25 protein-coding genes and 1 riboswitch are annotated in these 25,852 nt (G+C 40.6%); of the genes, 11 read left to right on the forward strand and 14 right to left on the reverse strand.

All coding sequences use genetic code 11. The features are described 5' to 3' along the window. On the forward strand, positions 1-1,389 hold the full coding sequence (locus AACZ73_RS02895; RefSeq protein WP_339875236.1) for a hypothetical protein: 1,389 nt from the start codon (positions 1-3) through the stop codon (positions 1,387-1,389). Between the two features lie 2 nt (positions 1,390-1,391). Here the strand turns inward: AACZ73_RS02895 and AACZ73_RS02900 are convergent, their stop codons facing one another. The 4 genes from AACZ73_RS02900 to AACZ73_RS02915 form a co-directional block, all read right to left on the reverse strand. Beyond that, positions 1,392-1,826, reverse strand: a complete 435-nt coding sequence (locus AACZ73_RS02900) for a secondary thiamine-phosphate synthase enzyme YjbQ (protein WP_339876336.1) — start codon at positions 1,824-1,826, stop codon at positions 1,392-1,394. Positions 1,827-1,876: 50 nt separating this feature from the next. Then, positions 1,877-2,296 (reverse strand): hypothetical protein, encoded by a 420-nt coding sequence (locus AACZ73_RS02905; RefSeq protein WP_339875238.1) that lies wholly within the window; start codon positions 2,294-2,296, stop codon positions 1,877-1,879. A 78-nt stretch (positions 2,297-2,374) separates the two neighbouring features. Next, positions 2,375-2,731: a TfoX/Sxy family protein gene (locus AACZ73_RS02910; RefSeq protein WP_339875240.1), complete on the reverse strand. Its 357-nt coding sequence runs from the start codon at positions 2,729-2,731 to the stop codon at positions 2,375-2,377. Between the two features lie 12 nt (positions 2,732-2,743). Beyond that, a complete protein-coding gene (locus AACZ73_RS02915) occupies positions 2,744-3,589 on the reverse strand; it encodes a fumarylacetoacetate hydrolase family protein (protein WP_339875242.1) in 846 nt (281 codons plus the stop codon). 159 nt (positions 3,590-3,748) lie between these two features. Then, positions 3,749-3,845: riboswitch (TPP riboswitch) on the forward strand. A gap of 136 nt (positions 3,846-3,981) precedes the next feature. Between AACZ73_RS02915 and AACZ73_RS02920 the strand changes: the two genes are divergently transcribed. From AACZ73_RS02920 to AACZ73_RS02940, 5 genes are read left to right on the forward strand one after another with little or no spacing between them, the layout of a single operon-like run. Continuing rightward, entirely contained in the window at positions 3,982-6,372 is a 2,391-nt protein-coding gene (locus tag AACZ73_RS02920) for a TonB-dependent receptor (protein WP_339875244.1), read from the forward strand. A gap of 24 nt (positions 6,373-6,396) precedes the next feature. Further along, a complete protein-coding gene (locus AACZ73_RS02925) occupies positions 6,397-7,119 on the forward strand; it encodes a class I SAM-dependent methyltransferase (RefSeq protein WP_339875246.1) in 723 nt (240 codons plus the stop codon). Then, positions 7,119-8,171 carry an AIR synthase family protein gene (locus AACZ73_RS02930; protein ID WP_339875248.1) on the forward strand — a complete coding sequence of 351 codons (1,053 nt, stop codon included), beginning with the start codon at positions 7,119-7,121 and terminating at the stop codon, positions 8,169-8,171. Before AACZ73_RS02925 ends, AACZ73_RS02930 begins: the two co-directional genes overlap by 1 nt. After that, positions 8,168-8,812, forward strand: coding sequence for a thiamine phosphate synthase (locus AACZ73_RS02935; protein ID WP_339875250.1), 645 nt, complete (start codon positions 8,168-8,170; stop codon positions 8,810-8,812). Before AACZ73_RS02930 ends, AACZ73_RS02935 begins: the two co-directional genes overlap by 4 nt. Then, a complete protein-coding gene (locus tag AACZ73_RS02940) occupies positions 8,809-9,093 on the forward strand; it encodes a Trm112 family protein (protein WP_339875252.1) in 285 nt (94 codons plus the stop codon). Before AACZ73_RS02935 ends, AACZ73_RS02940 begins: the two co-directional genes overlap by 4 nt. 104 nt (positions 9,094-9,197) lie before the next feature. Here AACZ73_RS02940 and AACZ73_RS02945 read toward each other — a convergent pair whose 3' ends face one another. The 6 genes from AACZ73_RS02945 to AACZ73_RS02970 all read right to left on the reverse strand — a co-directional run bounded on the left by AACZ73_RS02945 (position 9,198) and on the right by AACZ73_RS02970 (position 15,709). Beyond that, positions 9,198-9,710 carry a hypothetical protein gene (locus AACZ73_RS02945; protein ID WP_339875255.1) on the reverse strand — a complete coding sequence of 171 codons (513 nt, stop codon included), beginning with the start codon at positions 9,708-9,710 and terminating at the stop codon, positions 9,198-9,200. 7 nt (positions 9,711-9,717) lie between these two features. Then, the gene (locus tag AACZ73_RS02950) at positions 9,718-10,179 is read right to left on the reverse strand and encodes a hypothetical protein (protein ID WP_339875257.1); all 462 of its coding nucleotides are present in this window, start codon (positions 10,177-10,179) and stop codon (positions 9,718-9,720) included. 4 nt (positions 10,180-10,183) lie between these two features. Continuing rightward, the gene (locus AACZ73_RS02955) at positions 10,184-11,251 is read right to left on the reverse strand and encodes a Fic family protein (RefSeq protein WP_339875259.1); all 1,068 of its coding nucleotides are present in this window, start codon (positions 11,249-11,251) and stop codon (positions 10,184-10,186) included. 201 nt (positions 11,252-11,452) lie between these two features. Continuing rightward, a complete protein-coding gene (locus AACZ73_RS02960; protein WP_339875261.1) occupies positions 11,453-11,872 on the reverse strand; it encodes a beta-hydroxyacyl-ACP dehydratase in 420 nt (139 codons plus the stop codon). 60 nt (positions 11,873-11,932) lie between these two features. Then, positions 11,933-13,051, reverse strand: coding sequence for an amidohydrolase family protein (locus AACZ73_RS02965; protein ID WP_339875263.1), 1,119 nt, complete (start codon positions 13,049-13,051; stop codon positions 11,933-11,935). 102 nt (positions 13,052-13,153) lie between these two features. Next, a complete protein-coding gene (locus tag AACZ73_RS02970) occupies positions 13,154-15,709 on the reverse strand; it encodes a M14 family zinc carboxypeptidase (protein ID WP_339875265.1) in 2,556 nt (851 codons plus the stop codon). Positions 15,710-16,070: 361 nt separating this feature from the next. Between AACZ73_RS02970 and AACZ73_RS02975 the strand changes: the two genes are divergently transcribed. Further along, positions 16,071-16,292: a PLD nuclease N-terminal domain-containing protein gene (locus AACZ73_RS02975; RefSeq protein WP_339875267.1), complete on the forward strand. Its 222-nt coding sequence runs from the start codon at positions 16,071-16,073 to the stop codon at positions 16,290-16,292. Position 16,293: 1 nt separating this feature from the next. After that, positions 16,294-16,467 carry a PLDc N-terminal domain-containing protein gene (locus tag AACZ73_RS02980; protein WP_339875269.1) on the forward strand — a complete coding sequence of 58 codons (174 nt, stop codon included), beginning with the start codon at positions 16,294-16,296 and terminating at the stop codon, positions 16,465-16,467. A 3-nt stretch (positions 16,468-16,470) separates the two neighbouring features. On the opposite strand, the gene AACZ73_RS02985 is transcribed toward AACZ73_RS02980, so the two are convergent. Further along, the gene (locus AACZ73_RS02985) at positions 16,471-17,358 is read right to left on the reverse strand and encodes a TIGR01777 family oxidoreductase (protein WP_339875271.1); all 888 of its coding nucleotides are present in this window, start codon (positions 17,356-17,358) and stop codon (positions 16,471-16,473) included. A gap of 271 nt (positions 17,359-17,629) precedes the next feature. On the opposite strand from AACZ73_RS02985, the gene AACZ73_RS02990 reads away from it, so the two are divergent. From AACZ73_RS02990 to AACZ73_RS03000, 3 genes are read left to right on the forward strand one after another with little or no spacing between them, the layout of a single operon-like run. After that, positions 17,630-18,850, forward strand: a complete 1,221-nt coding sequence (locus AACZ73_RS02990; RefSeq protein WP_339875273.1) for a voltage-gated chloride channel family protein — start codon at positions 17,630-17,632, stop codon at positions 18,848-18,850. 27 nt (positions 18,851-18,877) lie between these two features. Beyond that, positions 18,878-20,692, forward strand: coding sequence for a potassium transporter TrkG (locus tag AACZ73_RS02995; protein ID WP_339875275.1), 1,815 nt, complete (start codon positions 18,878-18,880; stop codon positions 20,690-20,692). Between the two features lie 11 nt (positions 20,693-20,703). Next, on the forward strand, positions 20,704-21,393 hold the full coding sequence (locus tag AACZ73_RS03000; protein WP_339875277.1) for a TrkA family potassium uptake protein: 690 nt from the start codon (positions 20,704-20,706) through the stop codon (positions 21,391-21,393). Here the strand turns inward: AACZ73_RS03000 and AACZ73_RS03005 are convergent. From AACZ73_RS03005 to AACZ73_RS03015, 3 genes are read right to left on the reverse strand one after another with little or no spacing between them, the layout of a single operon-like run. Continuing rightward, complete coding sequence (locus tag AACZ73_RS03005; RefSeq protein WP_339875279.1) at positions 21,390-22,202, reverse strand: ion transporter; 813 nt, start codon at positions 22,200-22,202, stop codon at positions 21,390-21,392. The two genes, AACZ73_RS03000 and AACZ73_RS03005, sit on opposite strands and share 4 nt — an antisense overlap. Positions 22,203-22,239: 37 nt before the next feature. Beyond that, a complete protein-coding gene (locus AACZ73_RS03010) occupies positions 22,240-24,702 on the reverse strand; it encodes a bifunctional UDP-N-acetylmuramoyl-tripeptide:D-alanyl-D-alanine ligase/alanine racemase (RefSeq protein WP_339875281.1) in 2,463 nt (820 codons plus the stop codon). Further along, positions 24,686-25,768: a lysylphosphatidylglycerol synthase transmembrane domain-containing protein gene (locus AACZ73_RS03015; protein WP_339875283.1), complete on the reverse strand. Its 1,083-nt coding sequence runs from the start codon at positions 25,766-25,768 to the stop codon at positions 24,686-24,688. Before AACZ73_RS03015 ends, AACZ73_RS03010 begins: the two co-directional genes overlap by 17 nt. Positions 25,769-25,852: the final 84 nt, after the last annotated feature.

Consider the following 25,852-nt stretch of genomic DNA (forward strand, 5'->3'; position numbering starts at 1 on the left):
ATGAAGTATTTTTGTATTGCCATCCCGTGCATTTTTTTTATCATTACTTCCTGCCACGGACCACAACCAAAGGAGCATTTGCTTTTTGATAGCTTGGATAGGTTGCCTCACTATTCAGTAGATAACTACGAGCATTTCTCCCTTGCAAACGAAGAAATGCTAGTTAGCGAAAAAGAAATATCACTCAAGGGCATTCATCTTTTATCGACTTATTCATTTTCTATTCTATCTGAAGATGAAACTATTTGTCTAGATCAACCGGAGTCTTTTAAAAAATATCCAATCGCCGCCAACTTAAACTACAAGTTGAAATCACAAGGATTAGAAATCAACCAGATGCTGATCTTTAGTAAAGACAAACCTGGAATTACTATTCTGAATTTTGTAAAGAATGTCGATGAGTCCGAAAAAACTTTAAAACTCAAATTTGAGGCAAATACTAATCTAAGTTCTACCGGTTGGATGGATGGAATTAATGAGCAAGATGGTCCCGATCAAATCAATTTTGACCAAGTAACGGGAATTTTCACAGCAAAAGATGGTGCCATAGATTGGTATGCTGTATGGGGTAGTTCTAGTGATTTCACTTTGAATCCTGCTAGTTCTAATTGTAGAAAAGAACTTCCCGGGTTCGGGGCAAGTGCTGGCTTCGAAATCAATTTAGAATTAGGTCCTCTGGAAGAACGGATAATACCAGTTTTCATAGCAGGTTCAGATCAAAGTGAATATTCAGCGATCGAAACGCTGGCAGATCTGCGTACTGATCTATTTTCCGACTGGGAAGAAAATTTCTCCCTGCTAGATTCTCTTCAGAATACTTCAAAACTCATAATTCCTTCAGATAATATAAAACAGATTTGGGATTGGAGTAAATACAAAGGAGGCATATCTGCATTAAATTCATATGACCAAGATATACCTCAACACAATTCTGATGAACTTCTGAAACTTTTAGCGCAATTTGATCCTGAATACCCTTTAAAAATAGATCAGACCGCATTCATAGAAAATTTGAATTCGTCTAGGCATATTGCTCCTTCACATAGGTTGATTCAACCCTTAATTTTTAAATTACTGGGAATCAAAGCTGACTTCGAAAATCGAGTGGTTTTTATTAAACCTAATTTGCCTACAGAATGGAATGAAGTTATTATCGAAAATCTCTGGATGGATGATAATAAGCTGAAAATTGCGATTTCCATAGATGAAAACTCAATGATTGTTGAAGTGACGCAAACCCAAAAAAGTGCTGGTATATCGATTCATCTGCCTGAAGACTTCTCCAAAGTAAAAGTGCTGGGTAAGCAAGTGAGCATAGATACCAAAGATAATTTCCGCAGGATTCTAATGACAGGAGATCATGTAAAAATCGAGGCTCAGAAGAACTAACTTTATTCTTTTTCAACTTCCCCAAATGCCGTGAGAACCAAGCTTCTATTCCCTCCATTTCTACGAAATTCACAGAGATAAATTCCCTGCCAAATACCCATGTTAAGTTTTCCACCAGAAATGGGTATTTGTAAACTTGAATCAAAAAAACTTGCTTTAATGTGCGCAGGCATATCATCCGACCCTTCATAGGTGTGGATAAATCGTGGATAAGATTCTGGAATTAACTCATTTACGAAGGTTTGGAAGTCTTTTCTGACAGTAGGGTCAGCATTTTCATTGATGGTGAGCGCAGCGGAAGTATGCTGGATAAAAATCTGCAAAACACCTGTTTTAATCCGTGCAATTTCAGGAATCGCATCTTCGATCTCATCTGTAATCAAATGGTATCCTGCTGGATAAGAAGACAAACGAAGTTTATGCTGGAAAAATTGAATCATTGACAAAATTAGAGTTCATCCAAAAAAAGAAAAGCCTTTATTCCGGCTTATTCTTTATCAAAGTATAGTTTGTCTCCGTTGCAGGAATCCCAAGTGCCGGTCAGCTGGCCTTGACTATTGAGAAAATATATTTCTTGATCGCTGCTACAGCCGTGGATTTCATTATCGGCTGCTGTTTCATATTGAAATATAAATTTTCTTAATCCGTCCTCAAAGCGCTCCTCATAGGTCCCAATAAATCCTTGCTTCCCTATGGATTTTCTGAAAGTCCCATCTGAAGAAAGGGTATAAACGTAAGCAGAATCCCGAACGCTGGTATAACTTGATTTTGTCTCCCCTCCCTTTTGATAACCAGCCAAAACCCACCGTTCAATACTCTCACCTGGCTCCGGATTCTCATCGAAGTTACATGAAAATGCTAAAACGGCTGCCATTGCAAAGGTTAAGAAGGAAATGACGTTTTTCATTGGCTTTATTGACTATTATCTATATAGCCTTTTGAAATCCAATTACTTTGCCAAAAAACAAAACTAAAAATTAAAGCCTCATTTTTTACTTCTTTTAGCTTCCGGATTATATTCCAAAGCCTTTTCCACCCAAAATTCCCAGTCTTCATCCATGTCAAAACCCTCAGGGTCAACATATACAAAGCCTCTCATCGATCTACCTGTGAATTCCATCGGATTACAACCTGCCCTTTTCATACACATCTCTTGCAAATTTTCCCCTACCCGCACCATCATCCGATCTTTTTGAGTGGCCTTATCTTTATTCAATCCAATGAGCATCTTGTCATCCACTAAAAAAAGCATGCCTCCCATCATCTTTTTATTTGAGAAAACAACGCCTCGCCGTTTTAGACTTTCAGCCAATCGTTCTACCAAATATTCATCATAGGCCATGATCTATCCGTCTCAGATTTTGGCAATTGTGTTTTCAAGCACCCCGATTTCATCTATACCAATTCTTACTTTGTCTCCAACTTCTAAAGTGAAATCATCCGGAACAATCCCTGTTCCTGTCATCAGAAAGCAACCAATCGGAAACGTATTCCCGCGGAAAAGCCATCCTGCCAATTCATGAGGTTTGCGTTTCAGTTGTGTCAAAGGAGTCTCGCCAACAAAGGCTAAAACATCATCTCGGAAGATTTCCAATCGAATCGTGGCTGTTTCTTGAATTGCTTTACCTGTGATGTAGAGGCATGGGCCTATCGCCGCACAACCTGCATAAACCTTTGCTTGCGGTAGATAAAGAGGATTTTCTCCCTCAATACTTCTACTGCTCATATCATTACCACAGGTATAACCTTGTATTTTACCGGAAGGGGAAATCACCAAAGTCAACTCTGGTTCCGGTACATCCCAAGTAGAATCCTTTCGGATGTTTACAGTTCCTCCAGGAGCCGAAACACGACTTGCAGTGGCTTTGAAAAATAATTCTGGGCGATCTGCATTGTAAACTTTATCGTAAAAGTCAGCTCCTCCAGCATCTTGGGATTCTTCCATTCTAGCAGTCCTGCTACGATAATAAGTCACTCCTGCTGCCCAAATTTCTTGATTTCCCATTGGAGATAAAATGCCCTTGGAAAGGATTACTTCCGCTTCTTCTGATGAAATTGCTTTCCAGGATTTGGACTCAGAACTGAGATGATTTTCTAAATTTTCATTGGCAAGTAAAACGTCCCAATCTATTTCTGGACCTAAAAAAGCCTGATTCTCATGTTGCAAAAGTGTGCCCGCAGGCAGTTTGTATATTTTCATAGGTTAATAGGGTTTGGATAGAAATTTAGGAAAAAGATCTGAGAAGAGGACAACGGATTAATATTCATCCTTCAATTCTGCTCAGATTTTTTGGAATGCGCAAAAATAATTTTCTAATCAAGAGATTTGCGAAGCAACTTTTCCCCATTACCTTTGAGAATAGATCATAGGGGGTGCCTTAACAAAACGGGCTGAGATCATACCCATAAGACCTGATCCGGATAATGCCGGCGAAGGGAAATGAACAAGCGTAGCAAAGGATAATATCAAACCTAAGAAGTGGTACCCTTCTGAAAGTCGGATTTTGGCAATGCTACAGGGTAAACAAATAAGAGGAGCTTCCCTAGAGCTTTCTCATGTTTCACTCAATCTTCCGATAGGGAAAATTACACATGAAAAAATTACTGTTAAACTTGGCTTTATGCCTGTTTGCAATTTCCGCCTGGGCACAAAGTAGCCTTAGTGGAAAAGTGCTGGATGCCTCATCCGGCGAACCCTTAATAGGAGCATCTGTCTGGACAGAAAAACAGGGACGGGGGGCTGTTACCGATGAGAATGGGAATTTTACCTTAACCAAATTAAAAGAAGGAGAGATTCAACTTCGGGTTTCTTATGTAGGCTTTGGAACAATTAAAGAAACCCTAACAGTGCCTTATGCAGGAGAATTAAAGCTACAGCTAAATCCCACAGATCTGCTTTCTGAAGAGTTTATCGTGTATGCGACTCGAGCTTCCTCTACCACTCCAACTACCTTTCAAACCATCGATAAGGCGGAACTTGCCAAAAGAAATCTGGGACAGGATATCCCGATTCTACTGAATTTCACTCCTTCCGTTGTGACCAATTCAGATGCAGGAGCCGGAATTGGATACACCAGCATGAGCATCAGAGGATCAGATCAAAGCAGAATCAATGTGACCGTCAACGGAATTCCTATGAATGATGCAGAATCTCATGGAGTATTTTATGTCAACATGCCGGATTTTGCCTCCTCTGTGGACAATATCCAAATCCAGCGAGGTGTTGGAACATCCACAAATGGTGCTGCGACTTTTGGAGCAAGTTTGAACATACAAACCGATACCCGAAAAGATGATCCCTATGCTGAAATTTCAAACTCAGTTGGTTCATTTAATTCCTGGAAGCACACCGTGAAAGCAGGCACCGGCCTTCTAAACAACCGTTTTGCCGTCGACGCCCGGCTTTCCAAAATCACTTCAGATGGTTATGTGGACCGTGCCTTTTCGGACTTGAAATCCTTCTTCGTTTCCGCAGGATACTATGGGGAAAATTCAGTTGTAAAGCTGAACGTGTTTTCCGGTCAGGAGCAAACTTACCAAGCTTGGTATGGGCTTCCTGAGTCTAAGCTGGAGGACGATCGAACCTTCAATTATTACACATACGATAATGAAACTGACAATTACCAACAAGATCATTATCAGTTGATTTATACTGGTAAAATTGGTAGCAATTGGAAAACCAACGCCGCACTTCATTATACCTATGGAAGAGGTTATTACGAGCAGTTTCGTGAAGACGATGACTTTGCAAGCTATGCTCTTCCTGATGTAGAAATTGGAGGAGAGGTTATTTCCAGCACGGATATTATTCGAAGAAGATGGCTGGACAACGACTTCTTTGGAGGTATTGCTTCAGTAAATTATATCTCGGATGATGGTAAATGGGATGTCATCTTAGGCGGTGGAGCCAATCGTTACGATGGAGATCACTTCGGTGAAATTATCTGGGCAAGAGTTGCGGGAGCTACCAATATTCGAGATCGGTATTATGACAACAATGCTGTGAAGGACGATAGAAATATTTACCTGAAAGCAACGCACGAAATAAGTCCTGGATTAAATCTGTTCGGGGATTTGCAGGTTCGTGGGATTGATTATACATTTTATGGAGTCAATGACGATCAAAGAATCGTGGATGGCAATCAAACCTATACCTTTTTCAATCCAAAATTCGGTTTGAGTTATGAGCGAAGCAATGGTCAGGTTTGGTATGCGAGCTATGCTGTAGCCAATAGAGAGCCAAAGCGCTCGGACTTTACGGATAATCCAATTTCAGAAATTCCAAGACCAGAAAGACTGAATGATATCGAAGCTGGCGTAAGAGCTCAAAAAGGCAAGTTTAATTACAATGCCAACCTCTACTACATGGATTACAAAGATCAGTTAATTCTAACTGGCCAAATCAATGACGTTGGAGCATATATCCGGGAAAATGTAGCTAATTCCTACCGAGCTGGAATCGAGCTTTCTGGGGCTTATCAGTTTTCGAAGTCTTTGACTTTGGGCGGGAATTTGACACTGAGCCAAAATAAGATCGAGGAATTCACCGAGTATGTAGATGACTACAGCACAGCAGAATTTCAGCAAGAAGCTTTTACTTACGAGGATACTGACATTGCGTTTTCGCCAAATACAATTGCTTCGGCAATTATCGAGTATAGACCAATTGAAAATCTTTCTTTGAACTGGATGTCAAAGTACGTTGGCAAGCAATACTTGGACAATTCAGCTAGTGACAGCAGATCTCTAGATGCATTTTTTACCAATGATATCCGAATCAGCTACCAAGTGCAACCGAGATTCTTCAAAAGCTTGGAGTTGAATCTTTTGGTCAATAACATTTTCAATGAAATGTACGAGCCGAATGGCTACACCTTTAGCTATTTCGTACCGGGAGAAAGCCAGAAGGAATTAGTGACAGAGAATTACTATTACCCGATGGCAGGAACCAATTTTATGCTGGGGTTGACTATGAAGTTTTAGCAGAAATAAAACGAGCAGAAAATCATGCAACTCGAAAAAAAACATTTTGAAATACTTCCAAAAGCGCAGCAAAACTGGCAAAACCGCCCTGAGTGGTTCTTTAACCGAGCTCATACAGATACCTATGAGCTCTGGTACGAAGGCCGATACAAAAGAGCAGAAGTCTGGCAAAAGAAAGTCATGGAGCAATTGGTATCCAAAGACACTCGTATTAAAACATTGCTAGAATTTGGTTGCGGAACGACCCGATTCACTCGCTGGTGGAAGGAAATAGGAATAAAAGCAACCGGAGGGGATATTTCCCCTCTGATGCTTTCTCAAGCCATCAATCTATTTGATGGAGACTTGGTCATGGCGGATTCGCATCACATGCCCTTCAAGGATCATACGTTCGATTCCCTTGCATTCATCACGACTTTTGAATACTACAAAGATCCAGTAAAAGTGATACGGGAATCAGCCCGCGTTGCCAAATATGGAATTGCCATGGGAATGATGAACCGGAACTCTCCAAAAGTGCTCAGGAGAAGGGTTCAGCAGGTTTTTGGTAAAAATCCATTCTACGTTACAGCAACTTTTTACACGCCGGCAATGCTGATCAAGATCATAGAAGAGGCTCTACAAGGCAGAGAATACACGATCGAATGGTCTTGCACAGGCTTACCAAAGTGGTTTCCAGTTCAGCAATGGAGTGTTCCATATGGAGACTTTTTCGGTTTGTATGTCAAATTTACTGACGTGGACTGATGGCAGATCTTGGAAAAATCAATCACGAAGGCTATCAAAAATTACTCGCTGGGCGATTGGGTGCTTCACGTAAGGAAGTAAAGCAAGGACCTGCTTTTGGGGTGGATGTTTCCATCACTTCTCTGCCCGGAGGCTTAGCCATGGCGGCAACGAGTGATCCTTTGTCATTGATTCCTTCCTTAGGTTTGCAGGAATCTGCCTGGCTCAGCGTGCATTTAATGGCAAATGATATGGCTACAACTGGCTTTGCGCCCCAATATGGCCAGTTTGTGCTGAATCTACCTGTTACACTGAGTAATGAGGAGTTTAGCACCTATTGGGGATTTATTGATCGATACTGCAAAGAAATAGGTGTGGCAATTACGGGCGGACATACAGGATTTGTCCAGGGCCAAAATTCAACTTTCGCCGGAGGTGGAACACTGATCACTATTGCTCCGGAGTCAAAAATGATCACTGCCACTGGAGCTCAGGAAGGAGATGTAATTTTGGTTACCAAATCCTGTGCACTTACTGCTACTGCCATTTTAGGGATGAGTTTTCCTGAGACCGTAAAAAACAAATGTGGACTTGACATCTACCAATCTGCCTGTGAGCAATTTTATGAAACTTCCTCACTCTCCGATGCGCTGATTGCCGCCGGTGAAACGGAGAAATATCCTGAAATCACAGCCATGCACGATGTGACCGAGGGAGGAGTACTGGGTGCAATCTATGAAATGATGATTGCTTCGGGAAAAGGTGCTTTAATGGAAAAAGTGTCGATACCAGTGGGAGAAACTACCTCAGCCATCTCAAATCTTTTTGGGCTTGATCCAACGTATTGTGTAGGCGCTGGAGCAATGATAATTTCCTGTAAAGCAGAAAAATCGGAAAATCTCATTAGCCGTCTAGCAAATTCCTCTATTTCCTGTACAGCCGTCGGAAAAGTGAAATCTCAGGATTTTGGGATTATGTTGAAGTCACATGATGCAGTTGCACCTCTGATTTATCTAGAAACTGATCCTTATTGGGCTGCCTATTTTGAAGCTTTAAAATCAGGCTGGAAATGAAAAAAGAGTCAAAAATACCTGGAGGGGTTTACTTGGTAATTGATCCTAGCAAGGAAGAAAACCAACTGTTGGAAGCTTTAGCCAGAGCTTTAGAAGCAAGTCCTTGTGCAGTTCAGATTTGGGATAATTTCTCCCCGACAACTTCTGTTCCTGCACTAATTAGCAAGATAAAGGGACTTTGTAAAGACCCAAAAATCCCACTTCTAATCAATAATCACCCGGAATGGGTGGAGCTTTTTGACTTAGACGGAGTGCATTTTGATGAGTTTTCAGAGCTTTCGGCAGATAGGCTCCGAGCTTTAAGGAATCAGGAAAAGATAATGGGAATCACAATCAATAATGATTTTGAAATCATTCGAAAATCAATTGAAATGGGAGTGGACTACCTTTCCTTTTGCTCCATTTTCCCATCCAGCACTAGCACCAGCTGTGAATTGGTTGAATTTGAAACCATTAGAAAAACCCGGAAAATAACGGACATACCAATTTTTTTGGCTGGCGGAATAAACCCTGGTAACATCAGCAAACTACAGACTTTAAATTTTGATGGCATTGCTGCTATTTCAGGTGTGATGAGTTCTAAAGACCCACAAGCCGCCATTTTAAATTATCAACGTGAACTTTCAACACTTAAATCATGAAACTAGAAACTATAGAGAAATTATGCTGTCCATTTGATAAGCAAGATTTAGAATTGAAAACCATCCTAACTGATGATCAAGGAAGTATAATCGAAGGCTGGCTGACCTGTAAAACCTGTTCTCGACTATATCCCATCATTAAGGGAATTCCAATCATGAATCCTGACGAATACCGTGAAGCTCAACTGGAGCAGCCAGTTTTGGATCGCTGGCAAAAGGAACTCGAAGGAAAGGAGATTAAGGCTTTCAGGTTATTGGATAAAGGTTCAGAGAAATTCTAATATGATTATCCTTAATGATGCCAGTCACGTAAGTTCTTCACCTATCTAGCCTGATGACTGAAATCGCCTTCAATTCTTAAGTTTAGCTGATCCTTTATTGCTTTTTACTCATTTTCAGAAATGCGGATATGCATAGCTTCTAATGCACTTTTTATCTTCTCCAAGGCAACAACGGCATCTTTCTCCCGATTGAAATCCAGCACTAAAAATTTGGCTCCGTTTGCTAACAAGACGATTTTATATAAAGTTACTTGGCCATTTAAGGTAGGTGTAATCCCATTCGGAGTATAAGAAGTTCGAAAACTGTGGTGTATCAATTCCGCATGATCTATCTCTGGAAGTGGCTCCCATTCGCCTGATTTAAACCAGAGGATGCTATGGGATTCTTTGAATAGTTTTCTTTCAAAATCAAACACAATCCTTGATTTGATAGAGCTCAAAATTATCCCAAATAATACGGCTCCGCCTCCTACTAATGCTAGTTTAAGAGGATCTGTATCCAAATCAACGAATAATGGGACCAGGATCACAAATATCCCTGATGCAAGAAGTATCTGGCCAAGAAGTCTAGGACTCCTTGTTCCATCATTTTGCCTTATATAGGTGAATTGATCCATGTAACAATCAGTTTGTAGGAAGGGCCTTAATTTTTCGTACCAGCACCAGCGCAATTACCGAATAGATAAGGAAATATTTGTACAAATCCTCGGAGATCGCAAACCGTAGATTGTTTGAGAAAGAATACCTTTCCTTATAAAATAATATGGAAGCCAAGTGCATCAAACCAGCAAAGAATATAAGATGCACAGCCGATGCCAGAATTACGAAAAGCAGTCGTTTGATCAATAATACAGGGATTTTGGCAAGTAGAGAAACTTTTCTGAAAATACCGCCAGAAAGAAGCGCTATCGGAAGGACCAAAACCCAGAACATATTTCGAATCAAAAGCTCTGAGTAATATTTTTCAAACCGTGGGTTATCTGATCCTAGTAAATCCTGAAAAACTGTTACCAAAAGCACCAAAACCAAAACAACGAGATATTTCAGCGTTGCTTTGATTCTCGGATTTTTTTGCAGGATATTCATTGGTCTATGATTTAGCTGTCAATAGCGCAAATAGCTTCTCATTTACATAATAATTACCCGTTCCAAGTTTCTCTTTGCGAAGCACCCCATCCTCGGCGAGCTTGTTGAGATAATTTGCAGCTGTTATTCTAGATACTCCCAAGTCGCGCACGATAAACTCAATCTTCGTATAAGGATGCTTGAACAGGTTATTCAAGAGTTCCTGAGAGTAAAATTTATAATTATCCCGCAATTGAACCTTCATTTCAGCCATCAGAACCTTCAGGTTTTCGATCAAAAGGATGGTTTCCCTTGCAGTATTTTCCACTCCCCGGATCATATAAGATAACCAACTTTCCCAATCTTCATTTTCTCGGACTCCCTGAAGCAGCTTATAATAGTCTGCTTTATTGCGGATAATGTGAGAACTTAGATACAGAATTGGCAACTTTTGCAAGCCGCTCAAGATGAGATACAAAATATTTAAAATTCTTCCTGCTCGACCATTTCCATCATAGAATGGGTGAATGCTCTCAAATTGAAAGTGGATAATTGCCATCTTTACCAATGGATCATAATCGCTCAACTCTGGTCGATTGATAAATTGCTCCAAATTGTCCATCAACGAGAGAATCTCATCTCCATCTTGTGGAGGCAGATAGACTGTCTCTCCAGTCTGTGCATTTTTTAATGCTGTTCCAGGCATTTTTCGAAATCCAGCATTATTACCTTCCAATGTCTCCTGGATCTGAAGTATAATATGATTTGTTAGCATGGCTTTCTCGTCCACCAACTCAAATCCACGCTTCATCGCTGCTACGTAGTTTTGAACTTCTTTGATTGCTGGCGACATGGACTCAAACTCCAAATCCGATTTGAATAACTCGTCGTGGGTGGTAATAATATTTTCCACTGCAGAACTATCCTTCGCTTCCTGAATAGCCAGCGTATTGAGTAAAATCTCATGATTGGGAATGGAATAGACCAAGCCCTTCAGCTCAGCCAAAGCAGCATGAGCAGGCGGAAGTTGCTTGAGAATTGTCCTTGTCTCCAATTCTGCCTCATAAGGCAAAGGGATAAGATTCCAGGCCATATGTAAAGATTATCTGATTTTCTTTACAAAGGTAGTCTTATATGTAAATAAAAGCTATGGTTTCTTTACACAAGGAGGACTCTATGTAAAGATTTTCGCATTTTCTTTACATAGGTGAGGAGATGAGTAAAGCAGCTTTACATGGGGTTTTAAAATTGTAGGGGGAAAGATTTTTCGCCCTACCAATTCAACAAATAAAATCTAGGTATTCAATTTAGCACAAATCCAAGACGCCTCTGCTACAGGTTCGTTCATTACATATGCTACACCCTCCTGTTTGATCAACCGAACACTTATTCTGATATTTTTTATAACATATTTAACTTCCGTCTCATACGATACGCCTTTAAAAAATCTAACTTTATCCAGACTCACAAGCCCAAAAAAGCCATATGCAAGACCAAGTTGCTTGATTCTTGCTCCCCCACATTGAGCCATAGATTCTATTAAAATCATTCCAGGAATAAATCCAGAATCCGGAAAACTTCCACAAAGCATTTCATCGGCTCCCCTCCTAAATGTTTTACTCCCGATTATTTCTTCTGGGGTTGCGGTCAGAATTTCGTCAACAAATAAAAACGGAAACCGATGTGGGATTAAGGATTCGATGGTATTGTCCATAACAAAATATTCAATTGTAAAAGCTTAGTGAATATACCGAATTCAAAAAAAGATTCTTTCCTAATCCGGAAAAATGCTCTTATCCATTCCCGGCACTATCCTCAGCGCGTTTTTGTAATACAGCTTTTTCAAGACCTCATCAGAAAGTCCCAGTCCGTACATTGCCCAGAATGCATGATATTTTTTGTAATAAGGAAAGTATTCGTCCTCAGTTTCTAAAACTCGGAAGTAGGTGTAATATTCCTCCTTGTTGTAAGCATCTTTACCGAAAAGCAGTCTATCCTGATATTTTTCAAAAAACTCTTTGGCACGTCTAGGTTGACGGCCAAACTCCGCAATTACAGCTCCGATTCCAAAATTGACGTTGGGATATTTATCCAAATGTGCACTTGCAGCATCTAGATCGTTTGCCATCCAACCCATATGTGCATTTATAAAAGTGGTCTCAGGATGCTTTTTGAACACATCATGCTGCTCAGCGATAATCTGCTCAAAAGGCGCAGGATTATCTGCTCCACGCATACGGTTTGGATGAGTTTTTAATTCTAACCAACGCTCATTGTTTGCATTCATCGGTTGCCAAAACTGGGCTGGATCAGCGGAATGAATGATCACTGGAATTCCCAGTTCCCCAGCTTTTGCCCAAACTGCATCCAGATCCGGATGATTCACCGGTACGCGATTGCCACTGACATCATTCACATTCAAACCCAAACTTTTATAAATTTTCAGACCACTAGCTCCAGCAGCCACATCTTCTTCAAGTTCCTTCACAGCTATTCTAGTCCAATTTTCATCACCGAAACCAGCAAAGTTCAGATTGGTAAAAACCATAAACCTTCCTGGTGAATGGGTGTTAAATTCCTTTAGCATAGACTTGATATAATCCTGCTGGGAATTGCTATCACCTCGCCCAAATCCACGACCACTGAGATTGACCAAAACTCCCATGTTTAACTCATCCATTTCACCGATAAGTTGATCTATTCTTTCCTCATTTATTCCTCCCTGGTGACTGTGAATATCCACAAATGGATATTTGGCTTTTTGAACCGGATGCTCTGGTACTTTCAAGGTGGATGGGGGATTATACTCTTCAAAACTCATTTCCTGAGCGAATGAGACATTTACGAAGGAGAGAAAACTAAATGCAATAAATAATTTGGTAGCGTGGTTCATGTGCAATAAGTGAAATAGGTTTGGCTTGCTTACGCAAAATTTTACTGAAATGTTAAGAAACAAAAATCCCGAGCCAAAACCCGGGAATTATGCGCTATTAAATTATCTAGCTGTGCCTCCATCGATCACCTGCCCAAAGAAAATCGCATTCATATAGAGTTTGTTCGTACCAAACCAAAATGCTCTGAAATTCATGTTATCTGCAAAGGCTACAATTCGTCCCCGACCAACTCCAGAAACCTGAATCACAGATCCATTTTGAATTCCGGCAAGATTAGAGGGATGAAGGTATCCCGAGGCGAGTGGGTTTTCTGTATAAACCAAAGGATTTGCATATGGATTTTCGGAAGGCTCCATAAACAAGTTATCGTTTCTAAATGTATGAATAGCTGAATTCAAATATCCGTATCCAATGGGATGGGTGATGTCTAAAGTAGCATTGAAGATCGCTCCACCGGTTACTTTTGCACCTCTTTCATTTTCGTAATCAGCATAGCTTTTTTGAAGACCTGCCTCCGGCTCCGCTGCCTCTCTAAACTTGAAATCTCCAACTTCATTCTGGGCTAAAAACTGAATAGCTCCACCTTTGGCCAGTAACGTACCTCCACCGGAAATCCAGGATTTGAGTGTAGCAGCTCCTCCCTTTCCTAAACCACTGTATCTACCGTCAGGCATTAGGAGTACATTATACCTATCCAGCGTGCTTCCTCCAATGTTATCCATTGACAGGAGTGTAATCGGCATTTCGTATCGTTGATCCAGCAAATGCCAGATCTCACCAGCTTCGTAACTATCCACTCCACCTTCGACCAAAAGTGCGATTTCTGGTTTATCCAGAGGCATCATATTTGGCGAACCAATATTCATTCCCCCGGTATAACCTGAAGTCAATCCATAAATATCAACAGTTGATTTCTGGGCTATTTCAGAAAGCTTGTCGAAAAAAGCCTGATCATCCAACCCGCTGTCTCCTTTGCTAATCAATAATGTTCCTCTTCCATATTTTTTGCCATCGGAAGTTGAAAATTCTCCAGTAGCCACTCTCACCTGGAAATTGGCCGCCATCAGTTTATAAGCAGCTTTTGGAGCATAATAATCCGTCCACTCCATAGCATACTGATATGCTCCCACTTCACCTATTACCTTACCCGGCGAAAGGGATATTGAGCTTTTGGTGATTTCATTTACACTTGCCAGATTCAAAATCTGACTATTCAGCGCCATATAATCCAAATTGAACGCCATAGGATACGTCCAAGCAGAAATATCATAGAACAAGCTATCCTTGAATGTATTTCTTGTCTCAAACATCGCTTTGATTAGCCTGTATTGCGGCTGATCTGCAGGCACGATGTAAGAGTTTTCTTTTTTGAATTCTTCTCCGTTTACTGTGATGTCGTCATTCAGACTGAACACTTTGATATCGTGCTGAAGGATCAAATCGGCCAAATGATAGCTTCTGGCATCGTCTTCCTTGCTTCCGAAAATGTAAGCCTTATTCACATCAGCGTCAATTTCACTTTGAATTTCATTGTAGAAGTCCTTCATGAATTGATTCAGTTCCTGACGCATTTCCTTGGCAGCCTGATAAGAGGAAAGATTGGCAGTGAATTGGTTTCTGATAGTAAAAGGAAAGCTGAGCATTCCGTTTACACTTTCCTGTAAATGACCTCTGGAGCTGGCTTGCTCAAACAAAATCCCAATAGATCCTTGTACGTCGGGATAGGTTGATCCCTTTCCGTAATAGTAATCGTCATAATTCTCCTGATTGAAATACAGGGAACCTATCTCATCCAAAGCTTTGGCGTGGTAGGTGCCGATTTTCTTGGTCAGTTCAAAATTCTTCTCTGGTGTCAGCGGATGCATTCGCGCTGGAACTCCTGGCTGGAAAAAGAAGGTGCTATTTGTTCCCATCTCGTGAAAATCAAGATGAATATTTGGAAGCCACTCTTGAAAAATTCTTACTCTATTTCTGGATTCCGGATGCTGCACAGGAAGCCAATCTCGATTTAGGTCAAACCAATAATGGTTAGTTCTACCTCTTGGCCAAGCTTCGCTAAACTCCACATTGTTTGGGTCACCATTCATGTTGTAGGATTTGTGTGTATTTACCCAAGAAGCAAAGCGATTCAATCCATCCGGATTGATTGCCGGATCAAGTAGCAAAACCATTTGATCAAGATCTCCCGCGATTTCCTCGGCTGCTGCAAAATGATAGGCTGCCAAAAGAGACGCATTGGCTCCACTTGGCTCATTTCCGTGAACAGAATAGCCCATAAACATCACAATCGGCATATTTGCTATATCTGCTGAAGCTCCAACATCCCGAAGTTTTTTTCGATCTGCTTTGATTTGATCGATTTTAGCAAGATTTGCAGGAGATGTAATAGTCAGGAGAACTTGCGGCCTTTTCTCATAGGTTCTGCCCGTTTCCTCGAAAGTCACCCGGTCAGAAGCCTCGGCCACCGCCTTCATATACATGACCAACTGATCGTGGCTTACATGCCATTCACCAACATCATATCCCAAAACCTCCTTTGGAGTAGGGATAGACTCATCGTAGGTATATCCCTCAGGCAAATAATAGCTTAAATCAACTTGAGCGTAAGCGCAAAGGGCAAAAAAGGATAATATCAGGGAGAGCAGGCTTCTTTTCATACAGTGTGGTGGTTTAACTTTTAGCTAAATTGATGCTTTAGTTCCTCAAAAAAAGCTATTTTGGTTCAATGGTTAAAATAATTGAAGAATACATATGGACTTAATAGAGCCCGGAGAAGGGCAATTCTTTTGGCAAATTTCATTCCTAATATCTGCTATTTACCTTGGATTGTGGGTTTATGCGCTAATTGACGCTATAAACTCCGATTTTGTAGCAACACACAGTAAGTTACTTTGAATACTTGTAATTCTATTCGCACCCTTTATAGGTACTTTATTATACCTAGCGATGGCAACAAAGAATAGAAGAGAAACACGTAGTTTTAACCCTACCTTTTCGAAAAACACTAATTCAAACTAAATGACACTTTCTTTTATTCAAAACATCGGCGGCGCTTCCATTTTGTTGGTTCTGATCTATGGGGTACTATGGATTTATTGCTTAGTTGATATTATCCGATCAGATTTTAAAGATCCCAATATGAAAATAATCTGGATCGTGGTTATCCTATTTGCTCAGGTTATCGGGCCAATAGTCTATTTGGCGATGAGGAAAAGCACGAAATCCACCTATAGCGCCTGATATGTTTGGACTGGGAGCTATTGGATTAATAATTTATGCTATTACCATTTTCGATGTGGTGAGTAGCAAGTTTGCAAACCAGAACGATAAACTCATTTGGGTAATTATCGTGGTATTAGTACCACTTCTGGGAACCGTTCTTTGGTTCTTGATTGGTAGAGGGAAAAGAATTTAACTATTAACTATAAATATGCTTTAGCGCAGGGATTAAGTCCGGACATTCAAAATCGAATCCCGCTTTTTGGATTTTTTGTGAAGAAACACGATTACCGCCAAGCACCATTGCCGCCATTTCACCAAGTATTATTTTAAGGACAAACCCTGGCACTCCTATTCCCACGTAAGGCTTTCCTTTCGCTTTTGCTGCTGCTTGAGTCAATTGCTGATTAGTCGCTGGGTTCGGACCGACAGCATTAAATACTCCCTGAAGCGTTGTCTTCTCCAAAGCAAACACAAACATTCTCGCTAAGTCTTCAATCGCAATCCAACTCATCCATTGATCTCCTTTCCCTAGAGGTGCAGCAATAGGTGGCTTCATCATTTCACCAAGTGCGCCTCCTTTCGAGTCGAGCACAATTCCTATTCTCAGCATTACTGTACGAAGATGCAATTCTTCCATTTTCTTAACTTCATCTTCCCATGCTACAACAGTTTGAGCCAAAAAATCCGAGCCAGGACCATGAGTCTCATCCATAAGAGACGTTCCAGTACTGAATCCATAATAACCAACAGCGGAGGCTGAAATGAACGTGTTTGGCTTTTCGGATGCATTCTTTACTGCAGTAAAAAGGAGTCTAGTACTATCGACGCGGGATTCCAAAATGATTTTTTTGCGCTCATCTGTCCAACGCTTCTCAGCCACACTTGCACCAGCTAAGTGGATAATTGCATCTGCCCACTCTATGGCTTTGGGATCGATAGTTTGTTTTTCTACATCCCATACAAATGATTTTTGCTTTTGTTGAGATCTACTGAGCCAAGCCACTGTATATCCTTTCAGTTCCAGTAGTTGGGTGATTTTGTGGCCAATGAGACCAGAACCTCCGGAAATAAGAATATTTTTCATGTGTTTATAATTTGTTTTACAAAGGGTATTATGAATTCTGCCTAAATGTTTCCATTCAAATGTCTAATTATTGTTAGATGCTCGATTTCATAATTAGGTGATTTGTATTTAGATAACCCGATAACTCCCGAATAAGTTGATCCACTCTGGATAATATAAGGTTATGTACGTTTCTTTAAATTCAATATCTATTCCTAATTTGGCCTAACTAATTGAAAAAACTAGTTTGAACAGCGCTTCTTTTTTTCGGTATCTATTACTCTGGATCGTATTGAGTCTTTTAATAGGCTTCCTATCTGGATCTGCCTCTGCTGTTTTTCTTCTCGCATTAAACTGGGCTACTGATTATCGGGAATCTCATCTTTGGATCATTGCATTTCTTCCAATTGCTGGTTTTTTAATAGGTTGGAGTTATTACAGATTTGGGGAAAATTCTGTGAAAGGAAACAATCTTTTGCTTGATGAGCTCTATAAAACTGAAAAGCCAATTCCGCTAAGAATGACTCCCTTGGTCCTTTTTGGGACGATTCTGACACATTTATTCGGTGGATCAGCCGGTCGTGAAGGTACAGCAGTGCAAATGGGAGGGTCACTTGCTGATCAGCTCACCAAGTTTTTTCCGCTGGACACATCAGATCGAAGGATTATAATTATCGCCGGTGTTTCAGGGGGATTTGCATCTGTTTTCGGAACACCTATGGCAGGAGCAATATTTTCTTTAGAATGGATGCTTCACCGACAAATCCGCTGGAAATCGCTGTTTCCGGCATTTTTGACCGCATTTGTAGCTAATTGGGTTTGCGCATCACTTTTCGCCGTAGGTCATACGCATTATTTGGTTGATCTCGTTCCTCCACATAATTTGACCAGTCTACTTTGGATCATTCCTGCAGGAATTGCTTTCGGACTTTCGGGGAGATTATTTGCCCAAAGCACTCACTTTTTTTCTCATCAATTTTCCCACGTCATCAAATATCCCCCTCTTCGTCCGGTCATAGGCGGACTGTTGATTGCAGTTTTTGTATACTTTTCGGACAGTACCACCTATATCGGGTTAGGTGTTCCTAGAATAGTAGAAGCATTTGAGACGCCACTTCCTTGGTATGATTGGCTGGCAAAGACCGGGTTAACAAGTTTTACTTTAGGAGCTGGCTTCAAAGGTGGAGAAGTAACGCCTTTATTTTTCACGGGAGCAACGCTTGGCAACGCGCTAGCAACCTGGATTCCTCTTCCGTTAGCATTAATGGCAGGAATGGGTTTTGTAGGAGTCTTCTCCGGAGCTACAAATACACCCATGGCATGTACAGTGATGGGAATGGAATTGTTTGGCTACGAAAGTGGAGTCTTTTTGGGAATCTCCTGCTTGGTAGCCTACCTTTTCAGTGGAAGATCAAGTATCTATTCCTCACAAAATCTGGATAAAAAATTCCATTTGTATCCTGAGAAAGGGATTTTTAACTTTTCACGAAATACCTCTCCAAAGAATGATTGATTTTTCTTCCAAGCCTTTCCCCAAATCATGATTCGCAAACTGAAAATCTTTTCCAACCCAGACAAGAATATCATCTTTTTGAAGAGGGTGGTAAAAGTTCAGGAAAAAGTAGTTCAGTTAAGCAGTTTTTTTGCTTTTGGTATTCTGTTGTTTCATCTAGGTTATTCTATAGATCCTCAAGATCAAGTCACCACGTCATCACTCTTTAATATCTTCCTAATCCTAATCGGATTTGGATATTTGGTCAGAGTGCTTTTGGTAGAAAAATCCATATTTCCAGCACGGGTAATTTTAGAACTACTTCTCTCCGTCATTCTGATTCTAACAGCCTTAGTTAGATGGAATGTTTTTGGTGAGGAAATGTCCATCTTGATTCTTGAGTTTACTGCTCATTATCATTTAGTTAATGGATTGGTAATCACGCTGTTTTTTATAGAATTGAGCAAGTTTAGTCTCACTATAAATGAACTTAAACTCAGTCCCTCGCTAGTTTTCATCATGTCATTCGTGTTCCTTATTCTAGTTGGCACAGGACTGCTCAGCCTCCCAGAGGCCACGAATAGAGACATTACGCTCATTGATGCTTTATTTACTTCTACTTCAGCGGTTTGCGTAACGGGGCTGATCGTATTGGATACAGCAAAGGATTTCACCTTTTTTGGTCAGGTTGTGATTATGATTCTATTCCAGATTGGTGGACTTGGAATCATGGTGTTCACCAGTTTTTTTGGATTCTTTTTTAAAGGAAGCTATACCTTGGAAAACAGGCTTTTTATACGGGACTACATCAATGAAAATAACGTAAATGAGATTTACTCCACTTTATTTAAAATCATCTCATTTACCATTTTAGTAGAGGGATTTTGTGCATTCCTGATTTATCATTTTATTGATTCAGCTCAGTTTACTGGACGTGGAGATCAATTGTTCTTTTCGCTATTCCATGCTATTTCTGCTTTTTGCAATGCTGGATTTTCCACTCTCAGTAACGGTCTATATGAAGAGGGTTTCCGGGAAGCATATAATATGCATTTGACTATTTCTTTGGCTATTATTCTTGGCGGAATTGGATTTCCAGTGGTTTTAAATTACTATTCTTACCTAAAGCACGTAGCCCGAGGGCAGGCAAGAAGTCTTCTGGGAATAGAAAAATACAGGCATGCTTCCCGCGTTTCCAGTGTCAATACGAGACTGGTAGTTTATACAACCGGGATCTTGCTACTTATCGGTATGGTAGTTTACTGGATATCCGAGCAAGACGCTACTTTAAAAGGGCTTAGTCCTTATGGAAAGTTTGCCACAACAATTTTTGGAGCTGTTACACCCAGAACGGCAGGTTTCAATACGGTAGACATGAGGCAATTAGCTGTTCCTACGATACTTATTTATCTTTTTCTAATGTGGATAGGTGCCTCACCAGGATCCACCGGTGGTGGGTTGAAAACCAGTACATTTGCGGTAGCGATGCTTAATACATTTAGTATTGCGTCGGGCAAAACCAGGGTAGAAGTTTTCCGAAGACAAATTACAAATGAAACGCTTAAAAAGGCTTTTGCCGTAATTTCACTTTCTGTGTTAGTAATCGGACTTGGGGTCTTTTTACTAATGATATTTGACCCAGAACTACCTATGATTGATGTGTCTTTTGAGGTGTTTAGTGCATTTTCCACAGTAGGACTTACGCTTGGTATTACTCCACAATTGAGTACAGGCAGTAAATTGGTACTAATGGCAATCATGCTAATAGGTAGAGTGGGGACACTTACGATGCTGATAGCTATCGTGCGCAAAATAGGCGAGCAGCGATATAAATATCCTGAGGAAACAGTCTATATCACGTAATATAAAAACAGATGAAATATATAATTGTAGGCATAGGAAACTTTGGAGGCTATTTAGCAAAGCGCCTTACAAACTTAGGACACGAAGTGATCGGTGTGGATACGAATGAGGGCAAGATTGAAACAATCAAGGATAGCATTACCCATTCCATAGTAATGGATGCAACAGATCAGACCGCGGTGAAGAATTTGCCTCTGAAAGATACAGATGTCGTGATTATTGCAATAGGGGAAGATATCGGTGCATCGATCATGAGTACAGCTATTTTTAAGCAACTGAAATCCAAGCGTATCATCGCGCGTGCAATCAATGACCTACACGAGACCGTTATTCAAGCTATAGGTGTGGATGAAATTATCCATCCAGAAGAGGAGACTGCAGATAGGCTTTCTAAGCGACTTGAAATGAAAGGTGTTCTGGACTCTTTGGAGATCTCCGATGAATACAACATTGTCGAAGTGAAAGTACCACCTAGGTATGTGGGTATGTCTGTAGCAGAAGCTGATATCCGCAAAGAGTTCTACCTTAATATTCTGACGATTATTAAAGTGGAGCAAAAGAAAAACCTGCTCGGAATAAATACTCCACACAAAAACGTCATAGGAGTAGTGACCCCTGATTATAAATTCGCTTCAGAAGATATTTTATTGCTTTTCGGAAAAATTAAAAACATCCAGGAATTCTTACAATTAGGAGATTAAAAAAGTTTCTCCCCGCAATTTTTACAATAATTGTCAGCGAGGTGAATTGGGCTATATCTGCACTTTGGACAGGCTTTATCGCCTAGTAACTTCTCATCTTTTCTCTTTTGCGAAGCCATCTCAGAAGATACAATACCCGTAGGAACTGCAATAATGGCATAACCCAGAAGCATAATCAGCGAGGAAACTAACTGGCCTAGTGGGGTCACCGGGTAAATATCACCAAAACCAACCGTAGTCAATGTCACGATTGCCCAATACATCCCGATAGGAATACTGGTAAATCCATGCTGCGGCCCCTCGATGATAAACATGAAGGTGCCCATAATCAGTACTATGGTGATCACGAATCCAATGAATATTAGGATTTTATGAGAACTCGAGCGGAGGGATTTTGTCAAGTATTCAGCTTCTGCCACATAACGACCAAGCTTCAATATTCGGATCACACGCAGAAGTCGCAATGCTCTCACTACTGTAAAAAGCTGGGAATTGAGCACAAAGAAGCTCAGGTAAGTTGGTAAAATTGCCAATAAATCTACTACCCCAAAAAAGCTGAAAATATAGCCACTTGGCTTCCTCGATAGCCAAACCCTCAGAAAATATTCAATGGTAAAAAGGAGCGTAAACAGCCATTCCAAAATAAGAAAAAACTCTCCATACTGCGCTCTAAGACTGGAAACTGAATCTAAAATAGCAACGAAAATACTCCCGAAAATCATAAACAAGAGGACAACGTCAAATGTCTTTGACGCCCTGTCATCGGATTCAAATACGATATGTGCTAATCGCTTTTTTGTGATTATCATGAGGGAATTTAGAGAAATTTCAAAGTCAAAACCAAACCTAGTCCAGGTAATATACACGCTTCACCCGAGTACTGATATTCGTCAGCAATTCGTAAGGGATAGTCCCGATTTGGTCTGCGAGTTCTTTCAAGGAGATTTTGTCCCCATAAATGATTGCTTCATCTCCTGCTTTCACATCCATGCCAGAAACGTCCACCATGCACATGTCCATACACACGTTTCCGATGATAGGAGCTTTTTGTCCATTTACCAGCACATAGCCTTTTCCATTGCTGAACCGACGATCGTAACCATCTGCATAGCCTATGGCAATTGTAGCTATTTTTCCTCCTGCGTTTAAGACTCCTTTCCTTGAATAGCCAATTGTCTCACCTGGCTCAAGTTCTTTAATCTGAGATATAGTGGTTTTCAAAGTGCTGATAGCCCTCAAAGCCAAGCCATGTTTACCCGTAACTTCTATGCCGTACAAGCCAATTCCCAACCTTACCATGTCATATTGAAAGTCAGGAAATGCGACTATTCCTGCAGAATTAAGGGCGTGAATAATCGGTTTATAAGGTAGAATTTTCAGTATCTCATCTTTCATTTCTTCGAAAGTTTTTAATTGAGATAAGGAAAATTCCTGATGAATATCCTCATCAGCACCTACCAAATGTGTATAAATGGAAGCAATATCCAGCTGAGAATTTGCCTTAATCAAGCTTTTCAATTCTGCCAAGTGCCTTTTCTCAAAACCCAATCTATGCATGCCTGTATCCATATCGAGATGGATTTTCATTCGTTGCTGGTGAATACTACACCAAGAGGCCAGACTCTCAAAAAAATCCGGACTGAACACAACCGGCTCTAAATTAAATTCACTGCACAACCCAAATGATTCTTGCATAGTATTCAAAACCATTATAGGTAGCTTGATCCCCTGCTTTCGCAAAGCGACACCTTCATCCGAAAAGGCGACACCCAAGTAATCTGCCCCCATGGTTTGGATCTGATTAGCAATCTCCACGGCTCCTCCACCATAGGCGAAAGCCTTCACCATCACCATTACTTTGGTTTTTGGGGAAATGAGCTTTTTATAGAAATTATAATTATGGGTAAGCGCATTGAGATTGATCTCTAGTGTCGTGCCATGGATTCTCTGCTGCAATCGATTAACAACCTCCTCAAAGCCAAATACTCTAGCTCCGGTAATCAATATCATATCATTTGCGAAGCTCTCTGGATCTAGCTTAGCCAATAGCTCCTCAGTGGATTTGAAGCCTTGGAACGATTCAGAAAACTCTTTTTCTAAATAGAAGATCTCTTTACCTACACCAAAAAGCAGATCAAACTGGTACTTTTTGATCAACTCAGACACTTCCCCATAGATTTTCTCCGGGGAGCCTTGCTGAAGCAAATCCGACAAAATCAATATTTTGCGTCGCTTTGGGCGCTGCTGCTGCATAAAATCAAGCGCAACCTTCAGCCCCGCCAAGTCATTATTATAGGTGTCGTCGATCAGAAGTGAATCATTGATACCAGCCTTTAGCGTTAGTCGCATATCCACCGACTTCAAATGAGCAATTCCTTCCTGGATGGATTCAACACTTAATCCCAAAGTCATAGCCGCTATGATCACATGAGTGATATTTTCCAATGAAGCGACATCGGTGAATGGCACCTGAAATGTGTGTGTACTCAGGTCTGATTTCATCAAGATCAACCGAGATCCATTTCCCTTAAATTTCACAGATCTAGTAAATTCAAAGCCAGCTCTATCAGACCATCCTATCCGCTTTTCCGGTGCAAACCTGCTCTCTATTTGATCAGAAACCTGCTTTTGATCCGCGCAATAAATCAGGAAATTTGAACCTTCGAAAATTGAAAGCTTCTCCTGAAGCTTTGAATCCATACTTTCAAATCCTTCCTGGTGTGCTGTTCCGAGATTGGTGAAAATGCCCAGATTAGGCTTGATCATTTCTTCCAAAGCTGCCATTTCTCCAGCCTTGGAAATTCCTGCTTCCAAAATTGCGACCTGATGATAGGATTCAATTCCAAAAATCGAAAGCGGTACACCTACCTGCGAATTGTAACTTTTTGGGCTTTTGGCCACGGCGTATTTTTGTCCCAAGATCTGACCCAGCCATTCCTTTACGATCGTTTTTCCATTGCTCCCAGCTATACTTACAACAGGATTTTTAAATAATGATCTCTGGTATTTGGCCAATAATTGCAAGGCCCTTCTAGTATCAGACACTTTAATGAAACAAATATCAGGGAAGGATCTCTCGTCAAAATCTTGATGAACCAAAAATGTCTTAACACCTAAATCAACCAATTGAGGTACAAAGTCAGCCCCATCAGCTTTAGCACCCCTTAATGCTACAAAAAGCGTTTTTTGCGGATGAAGTATCTGACGGGAATCTATGGCAATTTGAGTTATTGCTAACTCATCATTTCCATTTGCCCGGCTTCCATCCGTGATCTCTGCGATTTGTTTTTGACTAATTTCCTGAAACATCCTGCTTCGGATTTTTTTGCTTTTTCTTAAAAAACACCTGCTTAACCCAACGTGGAAGGAAAATAGCTCCTAAAATCAAATAGGGGTAATAGGATAATAATCTCCATAAAATGCTGGTCACAAAGGTGTAATCATTCAAGAATTCAGTAAAGAACTGCCCAAAGAAAAACTCAGCGGTGCCGCTACTACCAGGTGTAGGGGAGATCATCATTACGATCCACATAATCACTTGTCTTGCAAATACAATGACATGCTCGTGAGCCACTAAGGGCACAAATGCAGATATCAGCGCATTTAACATCAAGTATCTGGAACTCCAAATAAAGATGGTTGCCGTTACAATAGGAAGCCAATAATTCCATCTTTTGCCAGAAAGCTCCTTGGAAGCTTCGATAATCTGGTCCCCATATTCTTGAGCATCATGCTTCCATTTGCGAAGCCATTTGATAGAGAATACTTTTATCAATACCCACTTGAAAACTCTTGGTCTATAAAACAATGCAGCCGCCATCACTATACTGTAGGTAGCATAAAGGGAATAGGATATCCAGAAAATCGCTTCCATACTATTTTCCAGATGCACTTCCAGCATCTTGCTTGAAGGAAATATTTCTCCTCGTGCAAAAAACAATATAATTGGGGCACCTATGACGAAGAATAAATTATCCAAAATCGCAGTCACCATCACATAAGCAACTGCTCTCCCTAATTTGATTCCTTCCTTATTTAAGATAAAAATTGCGACAGCTGAACCTCCTACTACCGAAGGAGTAACTGCAGATGCAAACTCCCAGAGAATTATAGTATAGACAGACCTCTTCCAAGTCAAATGCTTACCAGTAACTTCCCGGATCCTGTATACATATCCTGCATCCCGAAATAAGATTACCACTACGGCCAATATTACCCAAGGGACAGATGCATCAAAAATACTTTTCAGGGAATCCTTCGTCACCGATGGGTCAAAGTAAAACATGGCAAAGACTATTGCTAAGCCAATAATCACCGGAACCCAGATTTTATTTGGATTGAGTGTCTGAAAGATTTTTTTGTTATCCAATTTCATCTGTTTAGTTGCATTTTATGGTCAGATGGAATTTCGTATCGGAAAGAAATATGGGGGTGTTAGCCGCCTGTGACATGCTTGATT

It is taken from the genome of uncultured Algoriphagus sp. (assembly GCF_963974835.1).
In the GTDB taxonomy this organism is placed as follows: Bacteria; Bacteroidota; Bacteroidia; order Cytophagales; family Cyclobacteriaceae; genus Algoriphagus.

Coding starts and splice junctions, on each gene's coding strand:
- AACZ73_RS02995 (WP_339875275.1), top strand. CDS start 18,878: ATGATTCGCAAACTGAAAATCTTTTCCAACCCAGACAAGAATATCATC.
- AACZ73_RS02970 (WP_339875265.1), bottom strand. CDS start 15,709: ATGAAAAGAAGCCTGCTCTCCCTGATATTATCCTTTTTTGCCCTTTGC.
- AACZ73_RS03015 (WP_339875283.1), bottom strand. CDS start 25,768: ATGAAATTGGATAACAAAAAAATCTTTCAGACACTCAATCCAAATAAA.
- AACZ73_RS02950 (WP_339875257.1), bottom strand. CDS start 10,179: ATGAATATCCTGCAAAAAAATCCGAGAATCAAAGCAACGCTGAAATAT.
- AACZ73_RS02910 (WP_339875240.1), bottom strand. CDS start 2,731: ATGGCCTATGATGAATATTTGGTAGAACGATTGGCTGAAAGTCTAAAA.
- AACZ73_RS02945 (WP_339875255.1), bottom strand. CDS start 9,710: ATGGATCAATTCACCTATATAAGGCAAAATGATGGAACAAGGAGTCCT.
- AACZ73_RS02955 (WP_339875259.1), bottom strand. CDS start 11,251: ATGGCCTGGAATCTTATCCCTTTGCCTTATGAGGCAGAATTGGAGACA.
- AACZ73_RS02895 (WP_339875236.1), top strand. CDS start 1: ATGAAGTATTTTTGTATTGCCATCCCGTGCATTTTTTTTATCATTACT.
- AACZ73_RS03000 (WP_339875277.1), top strand. CDS start 20,704: ATGAAATATATAATTGTAGGCATAGGAAACTTTGGAGGCTATTTAGCA.
- AACZ73_RS02905 (WP_339875238.1), bottom strand. CDS start 2,296: ATGAAAAACGTCATTTCCTTCTTAACCTTTGCAATGGCAGCCGTTTTA.
- AACZ73_RS03005 (WP_339875279.1), bottom strand. CDS start 22,202: ATGATAATCACAAAAAAGCGATTAGCACATATCGTATTTGAATCCGAT.
- AACZ73_RS02940 (WP_339875252.1), top strand. CDS start 8,809: ATGAAACTAGAAACTATAGAGAAATTATGCTGTCCATTTGATAAGCAA.
- AACZ73_RS02965 (WP_339875263.1), bottom strand. CDS start 13,051: ATGAACCACGCTACCAAATTATTTATTGCATTTAGTTTTCTCTCCTTC.
- AACZ73_RS02920 (WP_339875244.1), top strand. CDS start 3,982: ATGAAAAAATTACTGTTAAACTTGGCTTTATGCCTGTTTGCAATTTCC.
- AACZ73_RS02960 (WP_339875261.1), bottom strand. CDS start 11,872: ATGGACAATACCATCGAATCCTTAATCCCACATCGGTTTCCGTTTTTA.
- AACZ73_RS03010 (WP_339875281.1), bottom strand. CDS start 24,702: ATGTTTCAGGAAATTAGTCAAAAACAAATCGCAGAGATCACGGATGGA.
- AACZ73_RS02935 (WP_339875250.1), top strand. CDS start 8,168: ATGAAAAAAGAGTCAAAAATACCTGGAGGGGTTTACTTGGTAATTGAT.
- AACZ73_RS02930 (WP_339875248.1), top strand. CDS start 7,119: ATGGCAGATCTTGGAAAAATCAATCACGAAGGCTATCAAAAATTACTC.
- AACZ73_RS02985 (WP_339875271.1), bottom strand. CDS start 17,358: ATGAAAAATATTCTTATTTCCGGAGGTTCTGGTCTCATTGGCCACAAA.
- AACZ73_RS02980 (WP_339875269.1), top strand. CDS start 16,294: ATGTTTGGACTGGGAGCTATTGGATTAATAATTTATGCTATTACCATT.
- AACZ73_RS02915 (WP_339875242.1), bottom strand. CDS start 3,589: ATGAAAATATACAAACTGCCTGCGGGCACACTTTTGCAACATGAGAAT.
- AACZ73_RS02975 (WP_339875267.1), top strand. CDS start 16,071: ATGACACTTTCTTTTATTCAAAACATCGGCGGCGCTTCCATTTTGTTG.
- AACZ73_RS02925 (WP_339875246.1), top strand. CDS start 6,397: ATGCAACTCGAAAAAAAACATTTTGAAATACTTCCAAAAGCGCAGCAA.